The 15669-nt window shown below is 70.6% G+C and carries 19 protein-coding genes; 16 read left to right on the top strand and 3 right to left on the bottom strand.

The genetic code is table 11. The features are described 5' to 3' along the window. Positions 1-109 precede the first annotated feature (109 nt). The 9 genes from R9Z33_RS14885 to R9Z33_RS14845 all read left to right on the top strand — a co-directional run bounded on the left by R9Z33_RS14885 (position 110) and on the right by R9Z33_RS14845 (position 7418). On the top strand, positions 110-763 hold the full coding sequence (locus R9Z33_RS14885; RefSeq protein WP_318647364.1) for an amino acid ABC transporter permease: 654 nt from the start codon (positions 110-112) through the stop codon (positions 761-763). Next, positions 763-1533 (top strand): amino acid ABC transporter ATP-binding protein, encoded by a 771-nt coding sequence (locus R9Z33_RS14880; protein ID WP_318647363.1) that lies wholly within the window; start codon positions 763-765, stop codon positions 1531-1533. The genes R9Z33_RS14885 and R9Z33_RS14880 overlap by 1 nt, the downstream gene beginning before the upstream one ends. Next, positions 1526-2863, top strand: coding sequence for an amidohydrolase family protein (locus R9Z33_RS14875; protein ID WP_318647362.1), 1338 nt, complete (start codon positions 1526-1528; stop codon positions 2861-2863). Before R9Z33_RS14880 ends, R9Z33_RS14875 begins: the two co-directional genes overlap by 8 nt. 60 nt (positions 2864-2923) lie before the next feature. Beyond that, on the top strand, positions 2924-4237 hold the full coding sequence (locus R9Z33_RS14870; protein ID WP_318647361.1) for an amidohydrolase family protein: 1314 nt from the start codon (positions 2924-2926) through the stop codon (positions 4235-4237). 54 nt (positions 4238-4291) lie between these two features. Beyond that, positions 4292-5206, top strand: a complete 915-nt coding sequence (gene ltnD / locus R9Z33_RS14865; protein ID WP_318647360.1) for an L-threonate dehydrogenase — start codon at positions 4292-4294, stop codon at positions 5204-5206. Between the two features lie 75 nt (positions 5207-5281). Next, entirely contained in the window at positions 5282-5440 is a 159-nt protein-coding gene (locus tag R9Z33_RS14860) for a hypothetical protein (RefSeq protein WP_318647359.1), read from the top strand. 36 nt (positions 5441-5476) lie between these two features. Continuing rightward, entirely contained in the window at positions 5477-5629 is a 153-nt protein-coding gene (locus R9Z33_RS14855; protein ID WP_318647358.1) for a hypothetical protein, read from the top strand. 163 nt (positions 5630-5792) lie between these two features. After that, a complete protein-coding gene (locus R9Z33_RS14850; RefSeq protein WP_318647357.1) occupies positions 5793-6572 on the top strand; it encodes a transporter substrate-binding domain-containing protein in 780 nt (259 codons plus the stop codon). Between the two features lie 54 nt (positions 6573-6626). Then, positions 6627-7418 (top strand): substrate-binding periplasmic protein, encoded by a 792-nt coding sequence (locus R9Z33_RS14845; RefSeq protein ID WP_318647356.1) that lies wholly within the window; start codon positions 6627-6629, stop codon positions 7416-7418. Between the two features lie 13 nt (positions 7419-7431). On the opposite strand, the gene R9Z33_RS14840 is transcribed toward R9Z33_RS14845, so the two are convergent. Further along, positions 7432-8109, bottom strand: coding sequence for a hypothetical protein (locus tag R9Z33_RS14840; RefSeq protein WP_318647355.1), 678 nt, complete (start codon positions 8107-8109; stop codon positions 7432-7434). A gap of 132 nt (positions 8110-8241) precedes the next feature. On the opposite strand from R9Z33_RS14840, the gene R9Z33_RS14835 reads away from it, so the two are divergent. Further along, positions 8242-9297 (top strand): glycosyl hydrolase family 8, encoded by a 1056-nt coding sequence (locus R9Z33_RS14835; protein ID WP_318647354.1) that lies wholly within the window; start codon positions 8242-8244, stop codon positions 9295-9297. A gap of 4 nt (positions 9298-9301) precedes the next feature. Here the strand turns inward: R9Z33_RS14835 and R9Z33_RS14830 are convergent, their stop codons facing one another. Next, positions 9302-10072: an exodeoxyribonuclease III gene (locus tag R9Z33_RS14830; protein WP_318647353.1), complete on the bottom strand. Its 771-nt coding sequence runs from the start codon at positions 10070-10072 to the stop codon at positions 9302-9304. Positions 10073-10252: 180 nt separating this feature from the next. Here R9Z33_RS14830 and R9Z33_RS14825 point away from each other — a divergent pair, with 180 nt between their 5' ends. Further along, complete coding sequence (locus R9Z33_RS14825) at positions 10253-10408, top strand: hypothetical protein (protein ID WP_318647352.1); 156 nt, start codon at positions 10253-10255, stop codon at positions 10406-10408. On the opposite strand, the gene R9Z33_RS14820 is transcribed toward R9Z33_RS14825, so the two are convergent. Further along, positions 10389-10739: a HesB/IscA family protein gene (locus R9Z33_RS14820; protein WP_318647351.1), complete on the bottom strand. Its 351-nt coding sequence runs from the start codon at positions 10737-10739 to the stop codon at positions 10389-10391. The two genes, R9Z33_RS14825 and R9Z33_RS14820, sit on opposite strands and share 20 nt — an antisense overlap. 77 nt (positions 10740-10816) lie before the next feature. On the opposite strand from R9Z33_RS14820, the gene R9Z33_RS14815 reads away from it, so the two are divergent. From R9Z33_RS14815 to R9Z33_RS14795, 5 genes are all read left to right on the top strand, one after another. Then, positions 10817-11977: a deoxyguanosinetriphosphate triphosphohydrolase gene (locus tag R9Z33_RS14815; protein WP_318647350.1), complete on the top strand. Its 1161-nt coding sequence runs from the start codon at positions 10817-10819 to the stop codon at positions 11975-11977. Positions 11978-12351: 374 nt separating this feature from the next. Continuing rightward, complete coding sequence (locus tag R9Z33_RS14810) at positions 12352-13332, top strand: Bug family tripartite tricarboxylate transporter substrate binding protein (RefSeq protein ID WP_318647349.1); 981 nt, start codon at positions 12352-12354, stop codon at positions 13330-13332. A gap of 63 nt (positions 13333-13395) precedes the next feature. Beyond that, on the top strand, positions 13396-13695 hold the full coding sequence (locus R9Z33_RS14805; RefSeq protein ID WP_318647348.1) for a hypothetical protein: 300 nt from the start codon (positions 13396-13398) through the stop codon (positions 13693-13695). Positions 13696-13868: 173 nt separating this feature from the next. Then, positions 13869-14981 (top strand): S-(hydroxymethyl)glutathione dehydrogenase/class III alcohol dehydrogenase, encoded by a 1113-nt coding sequence (locus R9Z33_RS14800; RefSeq protein WP_318647347.1) that lies wholly within the window; start codon positions 13869-13871, stop codon positions 14979-14981. Between the two features lie 8 nt (positions 14982-14989). Continuing rightward, entirely contained in the window at positions 14990-15616 is a 627-nt protein-coding gene (locus R9Z33_RS14795) for a tyrosine-protein phosphatase (protein ID WP_318647346.1), read from the top strand. Positions 15617-15669: the final 53 nt, after the last annotated feature.

Here is a 15669-nt window from a genome sequence, read left to right as displayed (position 1 = left end):
GGGGAGCGCGCGCGCCGAGGATGCGAGGCGAGTAGCCGAGCCGCAAAGCTTCAGCTTTGCGACGCCAGGGCCGCGGACGCGGCCGTCCGGCGTCTGAGGGCACAGCAGAATGTATTTCGATTGGAATGTCGTCACCTATGCCGCGCCGCTGCTCGCGCATGGCGTGGTGATGACCTTGCAGGTGAGTGCCGTCGCCGCCGTGCTGGGCCTTGCCATCGGGCTGGCGGCCGGGCTTGCGTCGTTGTCCAACTCGGTGCTGCTGCGCGGCGTGATCCGCGTCTATGTCGAGTTCATCCGCGGCACGCCGCTGCTGATCCAGATCTTCCTGGTCTTCTTCGCGCTGCCCGTCATCGGCATCCGCCTGCCGGAATTCTGGGCTGGCGTCGTGGCGCTGGCGCTCAACGCGGGTGCCTATATCGCCGAGGTGGTGCGCGGCACGGTCGGCAGCATCGAGAAGGGGCAGAGCGAGGCCGCGCTCTCCATCGGCATGACGCGGCGCGGGACGCTGCTCTGGGTGCTGCTGCCCCAGGCCTGGCGCCCGATGGTGCCGGCCCTGACCAATGACCTGATCACGCTGACCAAGAACTCCTCGCTGCTCTCGGTCATCTCGGTCTATGAGCTGACGCGCGCGGGCCAGGCGATCATCGCGACGCATTTCGCGCCCTTCGAGATCTTCCTCCTGCTGGCGCTCTACTACTGGGCGCTGATCTCGGCGCTGGCCTATGTGTCGCGCCGGATCGAGCGGGCGCTGCCCTCATGGTGATGCGGCCCGTCCTGGTCGAGGCGCGCGGCATCACCAAGAGCTTCGGCCCGCGCACCGTCCTGCAATCCGTGGATCTCGACGTGCATGAGGGCGAGACGGTGGTCATCATCGGCGCCTCCGGCTCCGGCAAGACCACCTTCCTGCGCTGCCTGAACCGGCTGGAGACGCCGGATTCCGGCACGGTCCGCATCGCCGATGTGACCATCGGCCAGCGGTCGGACGGGCGCGCGGCGGAGGAGCGGGAACTGGCGCGCCAGCGCCGGCTCTTCGGCTTCGTCTTCCAGCGCTTCAACCTGTTTCCGCACCTGACCGCCGCCCAGAACGTGGCGCTCGGGCCGCGCCGCGTGCTGGGCATTCCCCGCGCGCAGGCCGAGGCGCGGGCTGTGGCCGAACTCACGCGGCTCGGCCTCGCCGACCACGTCCACAAGCGGCCCGGCCAGCTCTCGGGCGGGCAGCAGCAGCGCGTGGCCATCGCGCGCGCGCTGGCGATGGACCCGCGCGTGATCCTGTTCGACGAACCCACCTCCGCCCTTGACCCCGAGCTGGTGCAGGAGGTGCTGGACGCCATGCGCGCCCTGGCCGCCGAGGGCATGACCATGGTGGTGGTGACGCATGAGATGCGCTTCGCCCGCAGCGTCGCGCATCGCGCCGTCTTCATGGCGGATGGCCGCATCGCCGAGGAAGGCCCGCCCGCCCAGCTCTTCGGCGCCCCGCGCGACGAGCGGCTGCAACGCTTCCTGAGGCACCTGGAACCCGCACGCGATGTTTGACCTGCTGATCGAGGGCATCACCCTCATCCCCCGCGCCTTCGCGGCCCCCATCGAGAAGGCGGCGCTCGGCATCAAGGATGCGCGCTTCGCCTTCGTGGGCGCGGCCGCCGACCTGCCGCCGGGTGCCACGGCCACGCGGCATCTCAAGCTGAACGGGCACCTCGTCATCCCCGGCATGGTGAATGTCCATACCCACACCATCCTCTCGATGGTGCGCGGCGTGGCCGAGGATATGGGCTTCGCGCCCGCCTATACGCCCGGCGTGCCGCAGGGCCACATGGTGCGGGAGGATGAGGCGGTGGCCCTCGCCCGCCTCGGTGCGCTCGAGGCGATGCTGGCCGGCTCCACGCTGATCAACGACACCTACGTGCACACCGACATCACGCTGCCCGCCATGGCCGATCTCGGCCTGCGCGTGTTTTCCTGCAACCGCATCCATGACGTGGATTTCTCCGGCGTCTCCAAGGGGCGGTGGGAGCATCACCAGGCGATCGGCGAGCGCACGCTGAACCAGGCGCTCGGCATCGCGCAGCGCTTCCATGGCAAGCCCGATGCCCGCACCGGCGTGCAACTCGCGGCCCATGCGCCCGACACCTGTTCCACCCCCTTCCTGCGCGATGTGGCGGAGACGGCGCGGCGCACTGGCCTCAGCGTGCAGACGCATCTCAGCCAGAGCAAGGTGGAGGTGGCGCGCATCCAGGAGCGCGACGGCTGCTCGCCCCCCGAATTGCTGGAAGAGGTGGGGCTGCTGAATGACCGGCTGGTGGCCGCGCATTGCATCCATCTGAGCGAGAGCGACATCGCCCGTATCGGCGCGGCCGGCGTCTTCGTCGCGCATATCCCGAAGGGCAATGCGACCGGCGGCACCATCGCGCCCACGCGCCGGCTGGTGCAGGCCGGCGCACGCCTCACCCTTGCGACCGACAACATGCATGCGGACATGATCGAGATCCTGCGCTGGGGCCTCTGCATGGGCCGCGTGCAGACCGGCCGCGTGGAGGACGACTGGCAGCCCGAGCACATGCTGCATGCGGCGACCGAGGGCGGTGCCGCGGCCATGGGGATGGCGGAGCAGATCGGCCAGATCGCCGTGGGCTTCCGCGCCGACTGCGTGGCGGTGGACCTGCGCCGGCCGCATCTCGTGCCGCACAATGATCCGCTGGGCACGCTGGTCCATACCGGCATGGGTCGCGATGTCAGCCACGTCATCGTCGAGGGCGAGGTGGTCGTCGAGGATTTCCGCCCCACGCGCTGCGACCCGGAGGAGGTGATCCGCGCCGGTGCCGCCGCCTCGGCCGCGCTGTGGGAACGGGCGCGCGCCGGCCTCTGACCCTGGACGCATGCGCCTGGGCGGGCTTGTCTCGGCCCCGCAAGCCAGGGGAGGGGACGCGTGCCGCATTGTGACCTGCTGATCGAGGGCGTGACCCTCATCCCCTCGGCCTTCGAGCCGCCCGTGACCGATGCCCGCATCGCCATCGCGCAGGGCCGCTTCGTGGCGGCCGAGGCCGGCATGACGGCGGATCGCCGCCTGAACCTCGCGGGCCATCTCGCGGTGCCGGGCCTGATCAACACGCATCTGCACAGCGCGCTGGTGATGGTGCGCGGCACGGCGGAGGACATGGGCTTCGCGCCCTCCTACACGAAGGGCGTGCCCCAGGCGCAGATGCTGACGCCGATGGAGGCGGTGGCGCTGGCCCGCCTCGGCGCGCTGGAAGCGCTGCTGGGCGGCTGCACGCTGATCAACGACGTCTATGTGCATGCGCGCCACACCATGCCCGCCATCGCCGATCTCGGCCTGCACGTCTGGGGCTGCAACCGCCTGCATGACGTGGATTTCGACGCCGTGCTCGAGGGAAGCTGGGAGCATAGCCAAGCCATCGGCGCCGCCATGCTCGAGGAAGCGGAGGAGATGATCGCCCGCTTCCACGGCCAGCCGCGCATGGGCATCCAGCTTGCGCCGCACGCGCCGGACACCTGCTCCACGCCTTATCTGGAACAGTTGCGCGACCTCGCTTTGCGCCATGATCTCGGCCTGCAGACCCATCTCTGCCAGAGCCCGGCGGAGCTGAAGCGCGTGGCCGAGCGCGAGGGCTGCACGCCGGTCGAATTGCTTGCCCGCCTGGGCATGCTGCATGACCGGCTGGTGGCGGCGCATTGCATCCATGTGACGGAGGCCGACATCGCGGCGCTGGGCGCGGCGCGCGTGCATGTCGCGCATATCCCGAAGAACAACGCGGCGAGCGGCCGCTACGCGCCCACGCGCGCGCTGAAGGATGCCGGGGCGCGGATCACGCTCGCCACCGACAACCGCCATGGCGACATGGTGGAGGCGATGCGCTGGGGCCTCTGCATGGGGCGCATCCAGACCGGCCGCGTGGAGGATTCCTGGCAGCCCGAGCACATGCTGCACGCGGCCACCGAGGCGGGCGCCGCCGCCATGGGCCTGGGCGCGGAGCTGGGGCGCGTCGCACCCGGCATGCTCGCCGACCTCACCATCATCAACCTCGCGCGCCCGCATCTGGTGCCGCACAACGACCCGCTCGGCACGCTCGTGCACACGGGGCAGGGGCGCGATGTCAGCCACGTCATCGTGGGGGGCGAGGTGCTGGTCGAAGACGGCCGCCCCACGCGCTGCGACATGGCCGAGGTGATGCGCGACGGCGCCGCCGCCGCCGCCGCGGTCTGGGCGCGCGCCACCGGTTGACGCTGGGCACTCGCCCGGCCGACCTTGCAGGGGAATGCGAGAGGGAGCGGCAGCATGAAGGTGGCGGTGATCGGGCTGGGAAGCATGGGCGGCGGGGCCGCCACCAGCGCGCTGCGCGCGGGCCTCGACGTGACCGGCGTGGACCCCAGCGAGAAGGCCCGCAACGCCTTCGGCAACCGCGCCGTGGCCCGCGGTGCCGACCTTGATGCCGGGCAGGATGCGGTGCTGGTGCTGACGGTGAACGCCGCCCAGGCCGAACGCGCCCTCTACAGCGAGGAGGGGGCCGCGCAGCGCCTCGCCCCGGGCGGCGTCGTCATCTGCTCGGCCACCATGGCGCCGGCCGATGCGAAGCGCCTCGCGGCCGAGGCCGCGTCACGCGGGCTTCTGTATCTTGACGCCCCCGTCTCCGGCGGCGCGGTCGCGGCACGCGAAGGACGGATGACGGTGATGGCGAGCGGCAGCGACGCCGCCTTCGCCGCCGCCAAGCCCATGCTGGATGCGGTCGCGGGCCAGGTCTGGAATCTGGGCGCGGAGCCGGGGCAGGGGGCGGCCATGAAGGTGGTGCACCAGCTTCTCGCCGGCGTTCACATCGCCGCCGCCGCCGAGGCCATGGCGCTGGCGCTGCGCGCGGGGCTCGACCCGCACACCGTGTATGGCGTGGTGAACGGCGCGGCCGGGGCGTCCTGGATGTTCAAGAACCGCATGGCGCATGTGCTGGCCGGCGACGACACGCCGCTCTCCGCCGGCGACATCTTCGTGAAGGATCTGGGCCTGGTCGAAGCCATGGCGCGCGAATCGCAGCTGCCCGTGCCGCTCGCCGCTCAGGCGCTCCAGCTCTTCGTCGCGCAGCGCGCCATCGGCCAGGGCGGGCGCGATGATGCCTTCGTGCTGCGCGTCTGGCAGGCCATCGCGGGCTTCGCGCTTCCGGGCGAGCCGGGGGGCGCGGAGGCGCGCAAGCCGGAGGGCTGAGGGCGTTCCGGCGAAACGGAACAAAACCTGAAAACAGGGCTTGCGTTTACGATTTGTTCGTGTTTGCTTGCGCGCATGAGCACGACCTATCCCGACGCGGACAGCCTCCGCATCCCGCCCAAGCCGCGCATGGCCCGCGCCCAGCCGGTCAGCGCCATGCCCCTGCAACTGGCCGCCTCGGCCGTCTCGGCCTTCGGCCTCGCCTGGCTGCTGAGCCACCTGATCATCGGCTGATGGACCGGGGCCGCGCGCCATGCTGGACTGCCCCGCATGCGAAGCTGGCTTGTTCTCCTGACGCTGCTGCTGCCGGGCTGCGCCTATCTGCGCGGCGAGCCCGAGATCCTGGTGGCCCCTGATCCCGTGGTCTATCCGGCGCCGGCGCAATTGCCGCGCTACCTCCCCTGGATCGGCCCGCGGGCATGATTCGGGGAGCTTAAGTTTTGGATGTAAATCTCGTCTGACACTTGATCTGTCGGGCGGTACGCCGCACCATCTCAAAATGATCAACAGGCGGAAGAATCCTGTTCCCTGTCCCGACGCGTGCAATCCCGGCATCGCGGTGGCACAGGGCGGGGCCACGCGACGGGTGCTTCTCGCCACCCCATGGCTCGCGGCATTTCCCCTTGGCGCCGCCTCGGCGGAGGGCACGGATCAGGGCCTGCGCCGCATCCTCGCCCGGCGCGAGCTGCACGTCTTCGTCAGCCTCGGCGTGCCGCCCTTCGGTTTCCTGGATTCGATGGGGCAGCCGGCGGGCTTCGATGTCGCCATCGGCCGCATCCTGGCCGAGGGCCTCGGCGTCCAGCCAGTCTTCCGTGACGTCCCGCCCAGCGAGCGCGTCGGCCGGCTGCGCGCGGGCGAGGGGGACATCAGTGCCAACGTCGCCGTCAGCACGGAGGCGGCGCGCCTCGTCCTGCTCTCCTCGCCGGTGACGCGGGCCGACGTCGTGCTCGCATCCTCCGTGCGCCACGTCATGCGCCGGCCGGCCGAGCTGGATGGTCACGCGGTGGGGGTGCTGGGTGGCGCCGGGCTCGAGGGCTCGGTGGCCGAGACGCTCCCCGCCGGCACGCGCCTGCTGGTCTATGACACCCGCGCGGACCTCGCCGCCGCCACCGAGCAGGGCCTGGTCGAGGCGGTGGTGCTGCGCCGCCCGGTGATGACGCGCTTCCTCACCGATTACCCGCGCCTCGGCCTTACGCATCGTTTCACGCTCACGCGGCGCTGGATGTCGGTCGGTGTGCGCTTCGGCGAGCATGACCTGCTCCGCAGCCTGAACAGCCTCATCTTCCTGGCTCGCACCGGTGGCCGGCTCGCGGCGCTCTCCGAGATCATCCTTGCGACCCCGCAACCCGATTTGCCGAGTTTTTGAGAGCGACCCGGTTTTCGTTTGGCGCGCATTACAACCCTGCGTAAGTTTGAGATGATGCTTTTTGCTCGTCGTGCCCTTCCTGCCCTGCTCGGCGCCGCCGGAGTCGCGGCGTCGGCCCGCGCGAATCCGCCGGGCGGCGCACTCGGCCGCATCCTCGCGCGCGGGCGCATCCGGATTGGCGTCTGGCTGGAGGGCGGCCCCTACGGCTTCCGCAGGCCCGATGGCGCGCTCTCGGGCATGGAGGTCGAGACGGCGCGCGACATCGCCCGCAGCCTCGGCGTCGAGGCGGAACTCGTCCCCATGGCCTTCAGCCAGCGCTTCCCGATGGTGGCGGGGGGCAGCGTGGACATCGGCTGCGCCCTCATGCTGATCACGCCGCCGCGGCTGCGGCAGGTGGCCTTCGCCGCGCCGCATGGGGAGTTCAGCACCGTTCTCGCCACCACGCGTCACCTGGATGTGACGAGCCTTGCCGAGCTTTCGGGGCGGCGCATCCTCGCCCTGTCGAACGACATGCTGGGCGATGATCCGGGCCTGCCGCCCGATGCGGAAATCCACATCATCCCGAGCTATGATCGCGCCATCGCCATGCTCCATGCGGAGGAGGCGGCGGCCGTCGTCGTGGGCCTGACCACCTTCCGGCGGCTCGCGCTCGCCCATCCGGAGGAGCAGATGCGGATCCTCGCCCCGCTGGGGGAGTTCCGCTACGCCGTGGCGGCGCCCTTGGGTGAGCCCGACCTGCTGCGCTTCCTCAACACCTGGGTTTTCCTGCGCGACGAGGACGGGACCCTGGCCACCCTGTACGAGACGTTCTTCGGCGGTCCGCGTCCGGTCGTCGCGCGGCTGTGAACGCCGCCCTGCCTCAGCCGCAATCCGCGGAGCCGGGGCGGCAGACGACGCGCCGCCGCGCGGCCATGGTCGAGTCCTCGATCGCGGGGTCGCTCAGCACGAAGCCCAGGCCGAGGGCCGGCACGGCGGGATTCGCCAGGCCGAAGCTCTGCTCGGCCGCGAGGTCGGCCGTGACGACGACCTCCATGAAGGTGCCCTCGCTCGCATCGGGCCGCCAGCGCTGGCGCCAGACATGCCGGGGCATCCCGCGGATCTGCTCGGCCCAGCTTTCGGTCTGCAGGGGCGGGCCCAGGCCGTCCGAGGCGTTGCGGAACACCTCGATGACGTTCTGCGTGCCTGGCAGCGGCGTGAAGGCCTCGATCCGGCTGACGCGCGCGCCGCGGCTCGGGTCCATCATCAGGACGACGCGGATCGCGGGGCAGACCAGTGGCGCGCCGCTTGGCATGCAACCATCATCGGTCGGCACGGCAAGGATCAGGCGGCTCACGCCATTGGGCAGGGCGCGCGGGGTCTCGATGGTCAGCCAATCGGCCTTGCCGAGTTCGCGAAGCACCTCCTCCTCGGAATCATCCAGCTCGATCTGGCGCGCCACGCCCAGCAGGTCATGCGGGGCCGGCTGTGCCGCAGCGGGTGCGGCGATCTGGGGCACGGCCGCGGCCAGGCCGAGAATCACAAGGGAAGCAAGGCGCATGGAGGCCTCCGGGGCAGGTCGGACGATGGCGCATGTCCACCGTTCCGATATCCTTAGCATAACGCACCGGGCGTTTCATTGACTTATCACAAACATGAACAACGTGCATGATTTTGAGAGCGTGACCACGCCGTGCCGCCCCTCTCGCGCCGCACGATGATTCCAGCCGTGCTGGCTGCCGTCACGCTCGGAAGGGCGGTGCCGGCCAGCCCGCAATCGGATTGGCACGCTTTCGAGCGGCGCTTCGTGCTGCCCGAGGGCCGCGTGGTGGACAATGGCAACCGCAACGTCTCGCATTCCGAGGGCCAGGGCTACGGCCTGCTGGGTGCCCTGCGCGCCGGCGATCAGCCGACCTTCGACCGCATCCTCACCTGGACCATGAACAACCTGAAGCGGCCGACGGACAACCTCTTCGCCTGGCGCTGGCAGCCCGACACCCAGCCCGCCGTCACCGACCTCAACAATGCGAGCGATGGCGACATCTACATCGCCTGGACGCTGCTGGAGGCGAGCCGCGTCTGGGCCAACCCCGTCTATCGCCGCATGGGCCAGGCGATCGAGCGCGACCTGCTGCGCCGCTGCGTCGTGCAGGTCGGGCCGCGCTGGGTGCTGCTGCCCGGCGCCTATGGCTTCCAGAGCCGCCAGCGTGTCGTGCTCAACCTCTCCTACTACGCCTTCGCGCCGATGCGCGTGATCGCCCAGCACCTGCCCGACCCCGCCTGGGAGCGGCTGGAGCGCGACGCCCTGGCGCTGATCCGCGACAGCCGCTTCGGCATGTACCAGCTGCCGCCCGACTGGCTGGAGCTTCCGGCCGATGGCGGGCGCTCCGTCATGGCCAATGGCTGGCCCAAGCGCTTCTCCTTCGACGCCATCCGCATCCCGCTGAACCTTGTCTGGGCCGGGCTCGCGCAGGAATCGGCGGTGAGTTCGGCGGTCCGCTTCTGGGCGACGCCCACCCAGCGCGGCATGCCGGCCTGGGTGGACCTGATGACCAATGTGACGCCGCCCTACCCGGCGCCGCCCGGCATCGCGGCCATCGCGCGCCTCTCCGAGGCCGCGCAGGCGGGGCAGGGGAACCTCGCCCGCATGCCGCGGGTCGAGTCGGCGCAGGATTATTATTCGGCCGCGCTGGTGCTCCAGGCGCGCCTCGCCTGGCATGACCTTTCGCTGAGCCGGGCCGCGCCCTGAGGCGTCAGCCGGTCCATTCCACCCAGACGGGCGCGTGGTCCGAGGGCTGGTCCTCCGCCCGGGCCGCGACATCCACGGCCGAGGCCGCGAGCCGTTCGGCCAGCTCGGCCGAGAGCAGGGCGTGGTCGATCCGCAGGCCCCGGTTGGTCTCGAAGGCCGCGCCGTAGTCCCAGTAGGTGTAGGGCGCATCCGTCGGGTGCAGCGCGCGGAGCGCGTCGGTCAGGCCCAGATGCTCCAGCGCGCGCCAGCGGGCCCGGCTCTCGGGATGGACCAGCGCATCGGTGGGTGGCAGGGCGCCGGGGGCGAGGTCCCGCTCGGTCGGGCAGACATTGAAGTCGCCGAGGATGGCGAGCGGCGTGAAGGCGTCGAGCTGCGCGGCCGCCCATTCGCGCAGCCGGTCCATCCAGCGCCACTTGTAGGCGATGCCCTCGGCGCCGCCGCTATTGCCATTGGGCAGATAGATGCCAGCCGCGGTGATCCCCGCCGCGCGCACCGCGAGGAAGCGCGCCTGCGTGTCCTCGGGCTCGCCGGGCAGGGCTTCGGCGATCACCTCGAAATCCACGCGGCCGAGCACGGCCACGCCGTTGCGCCCGCCCGTCTGTCCGAGGGCATGGATGCGATAGCCGGTGCCGGCGAGTTCCAGCGCCGGGAACTCTTCCGTCTTGCACTTCAGTTCCTGCAGGAAGACGAGGTCGGGCTCATGCCGTGCCAGGAAGCGCGTGAGGTGCGGCACGCGGCGGCGGATCGAGTTCACGTTGAAGCTGGCGAGGCGCATGCCCCCTTGTGGCGGGCAGGCGCGCGGCGGGCAAGCGCCGCCGAAGGGAGCGCTTGAAGTGCGTCTCTATTTGGATCATCGTCTCTCAAGAGGAGCGATCGCGTCATATTCTCGGCAGAAGGCCGGCCCGCGTACTCCGCCATCCACGCGGCCGGCCCCGATTCGCCGAACCCGCGGCAGATGGGCCTGCTCCTCACCGCGACATTGACCTGCGTCTTCTGCGCCTTCGGCGTGGCGGCGGGCGTGGTGCTGGGAATGGTCTACCAGGCGCCATCCGTGACCGCCGTGGTGCTGGCGGTCTCGGTCGGCGGCGCGCTCACGCGACGGCGAAGCTGACGCCGCAGCCGCAGCCGCTCACCGCCTGCGGGTTCCGGACCACGAAATGCGAGCCGATCAGCGCCTCGTGCCAGTCGAGTTGCGAGCCGTCGAGGAAATCGAGCGAGACGGCGTCCACGAAGACACGCGTGCCGCCCAGCGTCACCACCAGGTCGTCCTCGCCCGCCGCATCCTCGAGCGCGAAGCCGTATTGCAGGCCGGAGCAGCCACCGGCCGAGACGGTCACGCGCAGGCCGGCCTCGGGCCGGTTCTCGCGCGCGGCGATGGCCGCGATTTCCTCGGCGGCGCGGGGGGTGACGTGGAAGGCGCGGGCGGGCTGGCCATCGGGCATGGGAATTCTCCTGGGATCCTATGTAGAGCCGCGGGTTCAGGATTTCCACCACCGTCGGGGCCTGATACCCCTTCCTCATGCAACCTGTGCTTGCCCGCTCGCTGGCCCCCTGGGCGGTGACCTCCTCGCGCGGTCGCCTCCATCCGGAGGCGGAGGATTCCCACCGCAGCCCCTGGCAGCGCGACCGGGACCGCATCATCCATTCCCGCGCCTTCCGGCGGCTGCAATACAAGACGCAGGTCTTCGTCTTCCACGAGGGCGACCATTTCCGCACGCGCCTCACGCACAGCATCGAGGTGGCGCAGATCGCCCGCAGCCTGGCGCGTCGCCTCGACCTCGACGAGGACCTGGCCGAGGCGCTGGCGCTCGCCCATGACCTTGGCCACCCGCCCTTCGGCCATGCCGGGGAGGAGGCGCTGGATGCCGCGATGCGCCCGCATGGCGGCTTCGATCACAATGCCCAGAGCCTGAAGCACGTGACGCTGCTGGAGCGCCGCTATGCCGGCTTCGACGGCCTGAACCTGACCTGGGAGACGCTGGAGGGGCTGGCCAAGCACAATGGCCCGGTCCGCCGCCCGGCCCGCTACCTCGCGGAATACAATGCGCGGCACGACCTGGAACTCGCCTCCCATGCAAGCGCCGAGGCGCAGGTCGCCGCCATCGCGGATGACATCGCCTACAACAATCATGACCTGGAGGACGGCATCCGCGCCGGGCTCTTCACCGTGGAGGAGGTGGCGGAACTGCCCATGCCCGGCGCGGCACTCGCCGCGGCCCGCGCGGCGCATGCCGGCCTGCCCGAGGATCGCGCGGCGCCCGAGATGGTGCGCCGGGTGATCGCCGCCATGATCAATGACGTGGCGGAGGAGGCGGCGCGGCGGATCACGGCGCTGGCACCGAAATCCGCCGCCGACATCCGCGCGGCACCCGCGCCCGTCGTCGTCTTCAGCGCGCGCATGGCGGAGGCCAATGCGGAGGTGCGCGCCTTCCTCTTCGAGCGGATGTACCGCCATTTCCGGGTGAACCGCGCCACGCAGAAATCGAAGCGGGCGCTTCAGATGCTGTTCCAGCTGCTGCATGGCGGGACGCAGATGCTGCCCGATGAATGGCGGCGCCGGGCCGGCGAATCCGGCACGCCGGCGGCGGCCGAGGTGGTCTGCGACTACATCGCCGGCATGACCGACCGTTTCGCGCTGGAGGAACATCGCCGCCTGACCGACCCGCACGTCGCGGGCTAGCCGGAGATCAGCGGGCCTTGATCCTGGCCCAGCGCGTCGCTGCCGGGCGGATGCACGTCTTCGGTGTTTCCATCAGGGATGATCAGGCCCGAGGGCAGGGCTGGCGCGGTCAGCGCGCCCCGCCGCGCATGTAGCGGCGCTCGGGCCGGTAGCCGATCCAGCGGCGGAATTTCTGCATCAAGGCGGCGAACATGGCGGCGGATTCCCTTTCGGCATCCCCGTTTTGGCGGCGTCTTGCGGCGGCTCTTGGCCCGATCCTGGGCAGCTTTGTGGCAGCGCCGGGTAAAGAATGGCTTGCCACCCCCTCGCGCTCGGGTCGCTCCTGGCCCATCTTGGGTGACAGAAGATCAACAATCCGAGGAACCCGACCCGAGATGACCACGCGCCGCACCTTGATCGCCGCCGGCCTCGCCGCGCCCGCCCTGCTGCCCACCGGCAGCCTCGCGCAATCCGCCTGGCCCGAGCGGCCGGTGCGCGTGATCGTGCCCTGGCCGCCGGGCGGCAGCACGGATGTGCTCTGCCGGCTGATGTGCGAACGCCTGCAGGCCATCACGGGCCAGTCCTTCATCATCGAGAACCGGCCTGGGGCGGGCGGCAATATCGGCGCGGACGCCGTCGCCAAGGCCGCGCCCGATGGCTACACCATGGGCCCGCTGACGCTGACCGTCTGGTCCATCGCGCAATTCCTCTATGCGCGCCTGCCCTTCGACACGGATCGCGATTTCCAGCCCGTCTCGCTGCATTGGGAACTGCCCAATGTCTTCGTCGTCTCCTCGGCGCATACGCCGGCCCGCACGGCGCAGGAGTTCGTCACCTTCGCCAAGGCGCGCCAGGGGGGCGTCTCCTACGGCTCGCCCGGCGTCGGCACGACGGCCCATCTGTGTGGCTCGCTCTTCGTCGCGCGCAACGGCATTGATGGCGTGCATGTGCCGTTCCGCGGCGCGGCGCAGACCATCCCGGCCATGCTTTCGGGCGATGTGACCTTCGCGATCGACAACCTCGCGAGCTATGTGCCGGTGATCCAGGAGGGGCGGATGCGGGCGCTGGCCGTGACCAGCGCCACCCGCCACCCGGCGCTGCCCGATGTGCCCACCATGGCCGAGGCGGGCATTCCCAACTTCACCGTGCAGTCCTGGTGCGCCTTCGGCATGCCGGCCGGCGTGCCCGCGCCTATCGTCGCCCGGGCGAGCGAACTGATGCAGCAGGTGGCCAATGAGCCGGCCACGAAGGAGCGTTTCCTGCGCACTGGCGCCCATGCCATCGGCTCCTCGCCCGATGGTGTCTGGGAGCGCGCACGGCGCGAGCGTCCGCTTTGGCAGGAGATGGTGCGCATCTCCGGCGCGCGCCTGGAATAATTCCGTCCGCGGCTTGGCGATCGCGGCCTCCCCGGCACAGAATTGCGCCGGGGAGGATGTGCCATGGAACGAGCTCTTCTTCTGTTGATCGGCGTGGTCCTGCTGGCGGGGCCGGTCGCCGCCATCTGGTATTTCGCGTTCGGCGCGTTGGGCATCACGTTGATGGTGGTGGTCATGGTTTTCGGCGGCGGCGCGCTGGCGGCGGGCTTCGGCTATTCGCCGCCGCCGCCGCAGGTGGACCCGAACGCGCCACCCCGCCCCCTGCCGGACCGCTATGACGGTGGCGGCGCAGGCAGCGCCGGCAATGGCGGGGGTGGCAACGCGGGGGGTGGCAACGAAGGCGGCGGCGGCGAGGGGAGCTGAGCCCGCGCCCGGCGTCTGGCGCCGCGCCGCATCTCCAGGCAAACTGCCGCTCTCGCCGAATCCGCGGCGAACAGCCGCGGCGCGCGGCGACCGAGCGCTTCGCCAGTGCGCCCTCCCTGCGGCGCGAAAGCCAAGCGCGCGGTGCGCGCGCCCGGCGTCTGAGGGCATGAATCATGAAATCACGCGCGGCGGTCGCCTGGGCGGCGGGCAAGCCCCTGACCATCGAGACGGTGGAGATCGGCGGGCCCAAGCCCGGCGAGGTCCTGGTCGAGGTGATGGCGACGGGCATCTGCCACACCGACGCCTACACCCTCTCTGGCGCTGATCCGGAGGGGCTGTTCCCGGCCATCCTCGGCCATGAGGGCGCGGGCATCGTCCGCGAGATCGGTGCGGGCGTGACCTCGCTGAAGGTCGGCGACCACGTGATTCCGCTCTACACGCCCGAATGCCGGCAGTGCAAAACCTGCCTCTCCCAGCGCAGCAACCTTTGCACCGCCATCCGCGGCACCCAGGGCAAGGGCGTGATGCCGGACGGCACGAGCCGATTCCGCTGCGAGGGCACGCAGGTCATGCACTATATGGGCTGCAGCACCTTCGCGAACTTCACCGTCCTGCCGGAGATCGCGCTGGCCAAGGTCCGCCCCGACGCGCCCTTCGAGAAGATCTGTTACATCGGCTGTGGCGTGACCACGGGCATCGGCGCCGTCATCAACACGGCCAAGGTCTGGCCCGGCGCCACGGTTGCCGTCTTCGGCCTCGGCGGCATCGGCCTCAACGTGATCCAGGGCGCGCGCCTCGTCGGCGCGGACAAGATCATCGGCGTGGACATCAACCCCGCCCGGCAGGAGATGGCGCGCCGCTTCGGCATGACGCATTTCGTGAACCCGGACGAGGTGGGGCGCGACAAGGTGATCCAGGCCATCCAGGACCTCACCGATGGCGGCGCCGATTTCAGCTTCGAATGCGTGGGCAACACGACGCTGATGCGCCAGGCGCTGGAATGCACGCATCGCGGCTGGGGCACCTCCATCATCATCGGCGTGGCGGCGGCGGGGCAGGAGATCTCGACGCGGCCCTTCCAGCTCGTCACCGGGCGCAACTGGCGCGGCACGGCCTTCGGCGGCGCGCGCGGCCGCACCGACGTGCCGAAGATCGTGGACTGGTACATGGAGGGGAAGATCGAGATCGACCCGCTCATCACCCATGTCATGCCGCTCGAGAAGATCAACGAGGGCTTCGACCTGATGCACAAGGGCGAGAGCATCCGCAGCGTCGTGGTGTATTGAGCCGCCCGATGGCCTGGCTGAACTCGCTCTTCGTGGATCACGCCTTCCTGCGCATCTCCTGGCGCAACTGGGGCGTGGTGGAGAGCGGGCGGCTCTACCGCTCGAACCACCCGCTGCCCTGGCAGATCCGCGAGGCGGCGCGCCGGCACGGCATCCGCAGCATGATCAACCTGCGCGGCCACCGCACCACCTGCGGCTCGGACGCGCTGGGGCGGGCAGCGGCGGCGGAGGTGGGGCTGGTCCACGCCGACCAGCCCTTCGAGAGCCGGGGCGCGCCGCACAAGGAGCGGCTGCTCAACCTGATCGCGCTCTACCGCAGCCTGCCGCAGCCCATCCTGATCCATTGCAAGTCGGGGGCGGACCGCACCGGGCTCGCCGCCGGCGTCTGGCACCTGCTGCAGGGGCGCGGCGCGGCGGCGGCCATGTCGGAACTCTCGCTGCGCTACGGGCACATCGCCGCGGCGCGCACCGGCATCCTGGACGCCTTCTTCGCCGAGTTCGCCGCGGCCGAGGCGCGCGGCCTCGATTTCGAGACCTGGCTCACCACCGAATATGACGAGGCCGCCCTGCGTGCCGGCTTCAAGCCGCAGCCTCTCGCCGCCTGGTTCACCGATTCGGTGCTGCGGCGGGAATAGGCGGCGTTCCGGCCGTGGCGCGTTTGCGTTAGCCTGTGGCCGCCCCTTGCAGA

It is taken from the genome of Sediminicoccus rosea (assembly GCF_033547095.1).
GTDB classification, from domain to species: domain Bacteria; phylum Pseudomonadota; class Alphaproteobacteria; order Acetobacterales; family Acetobacteraceae; genus Roseococcus; species Roseococcus rosea.
This window is presented reverse-complemented; position numbering and strand designations above follow the sequence as displayed.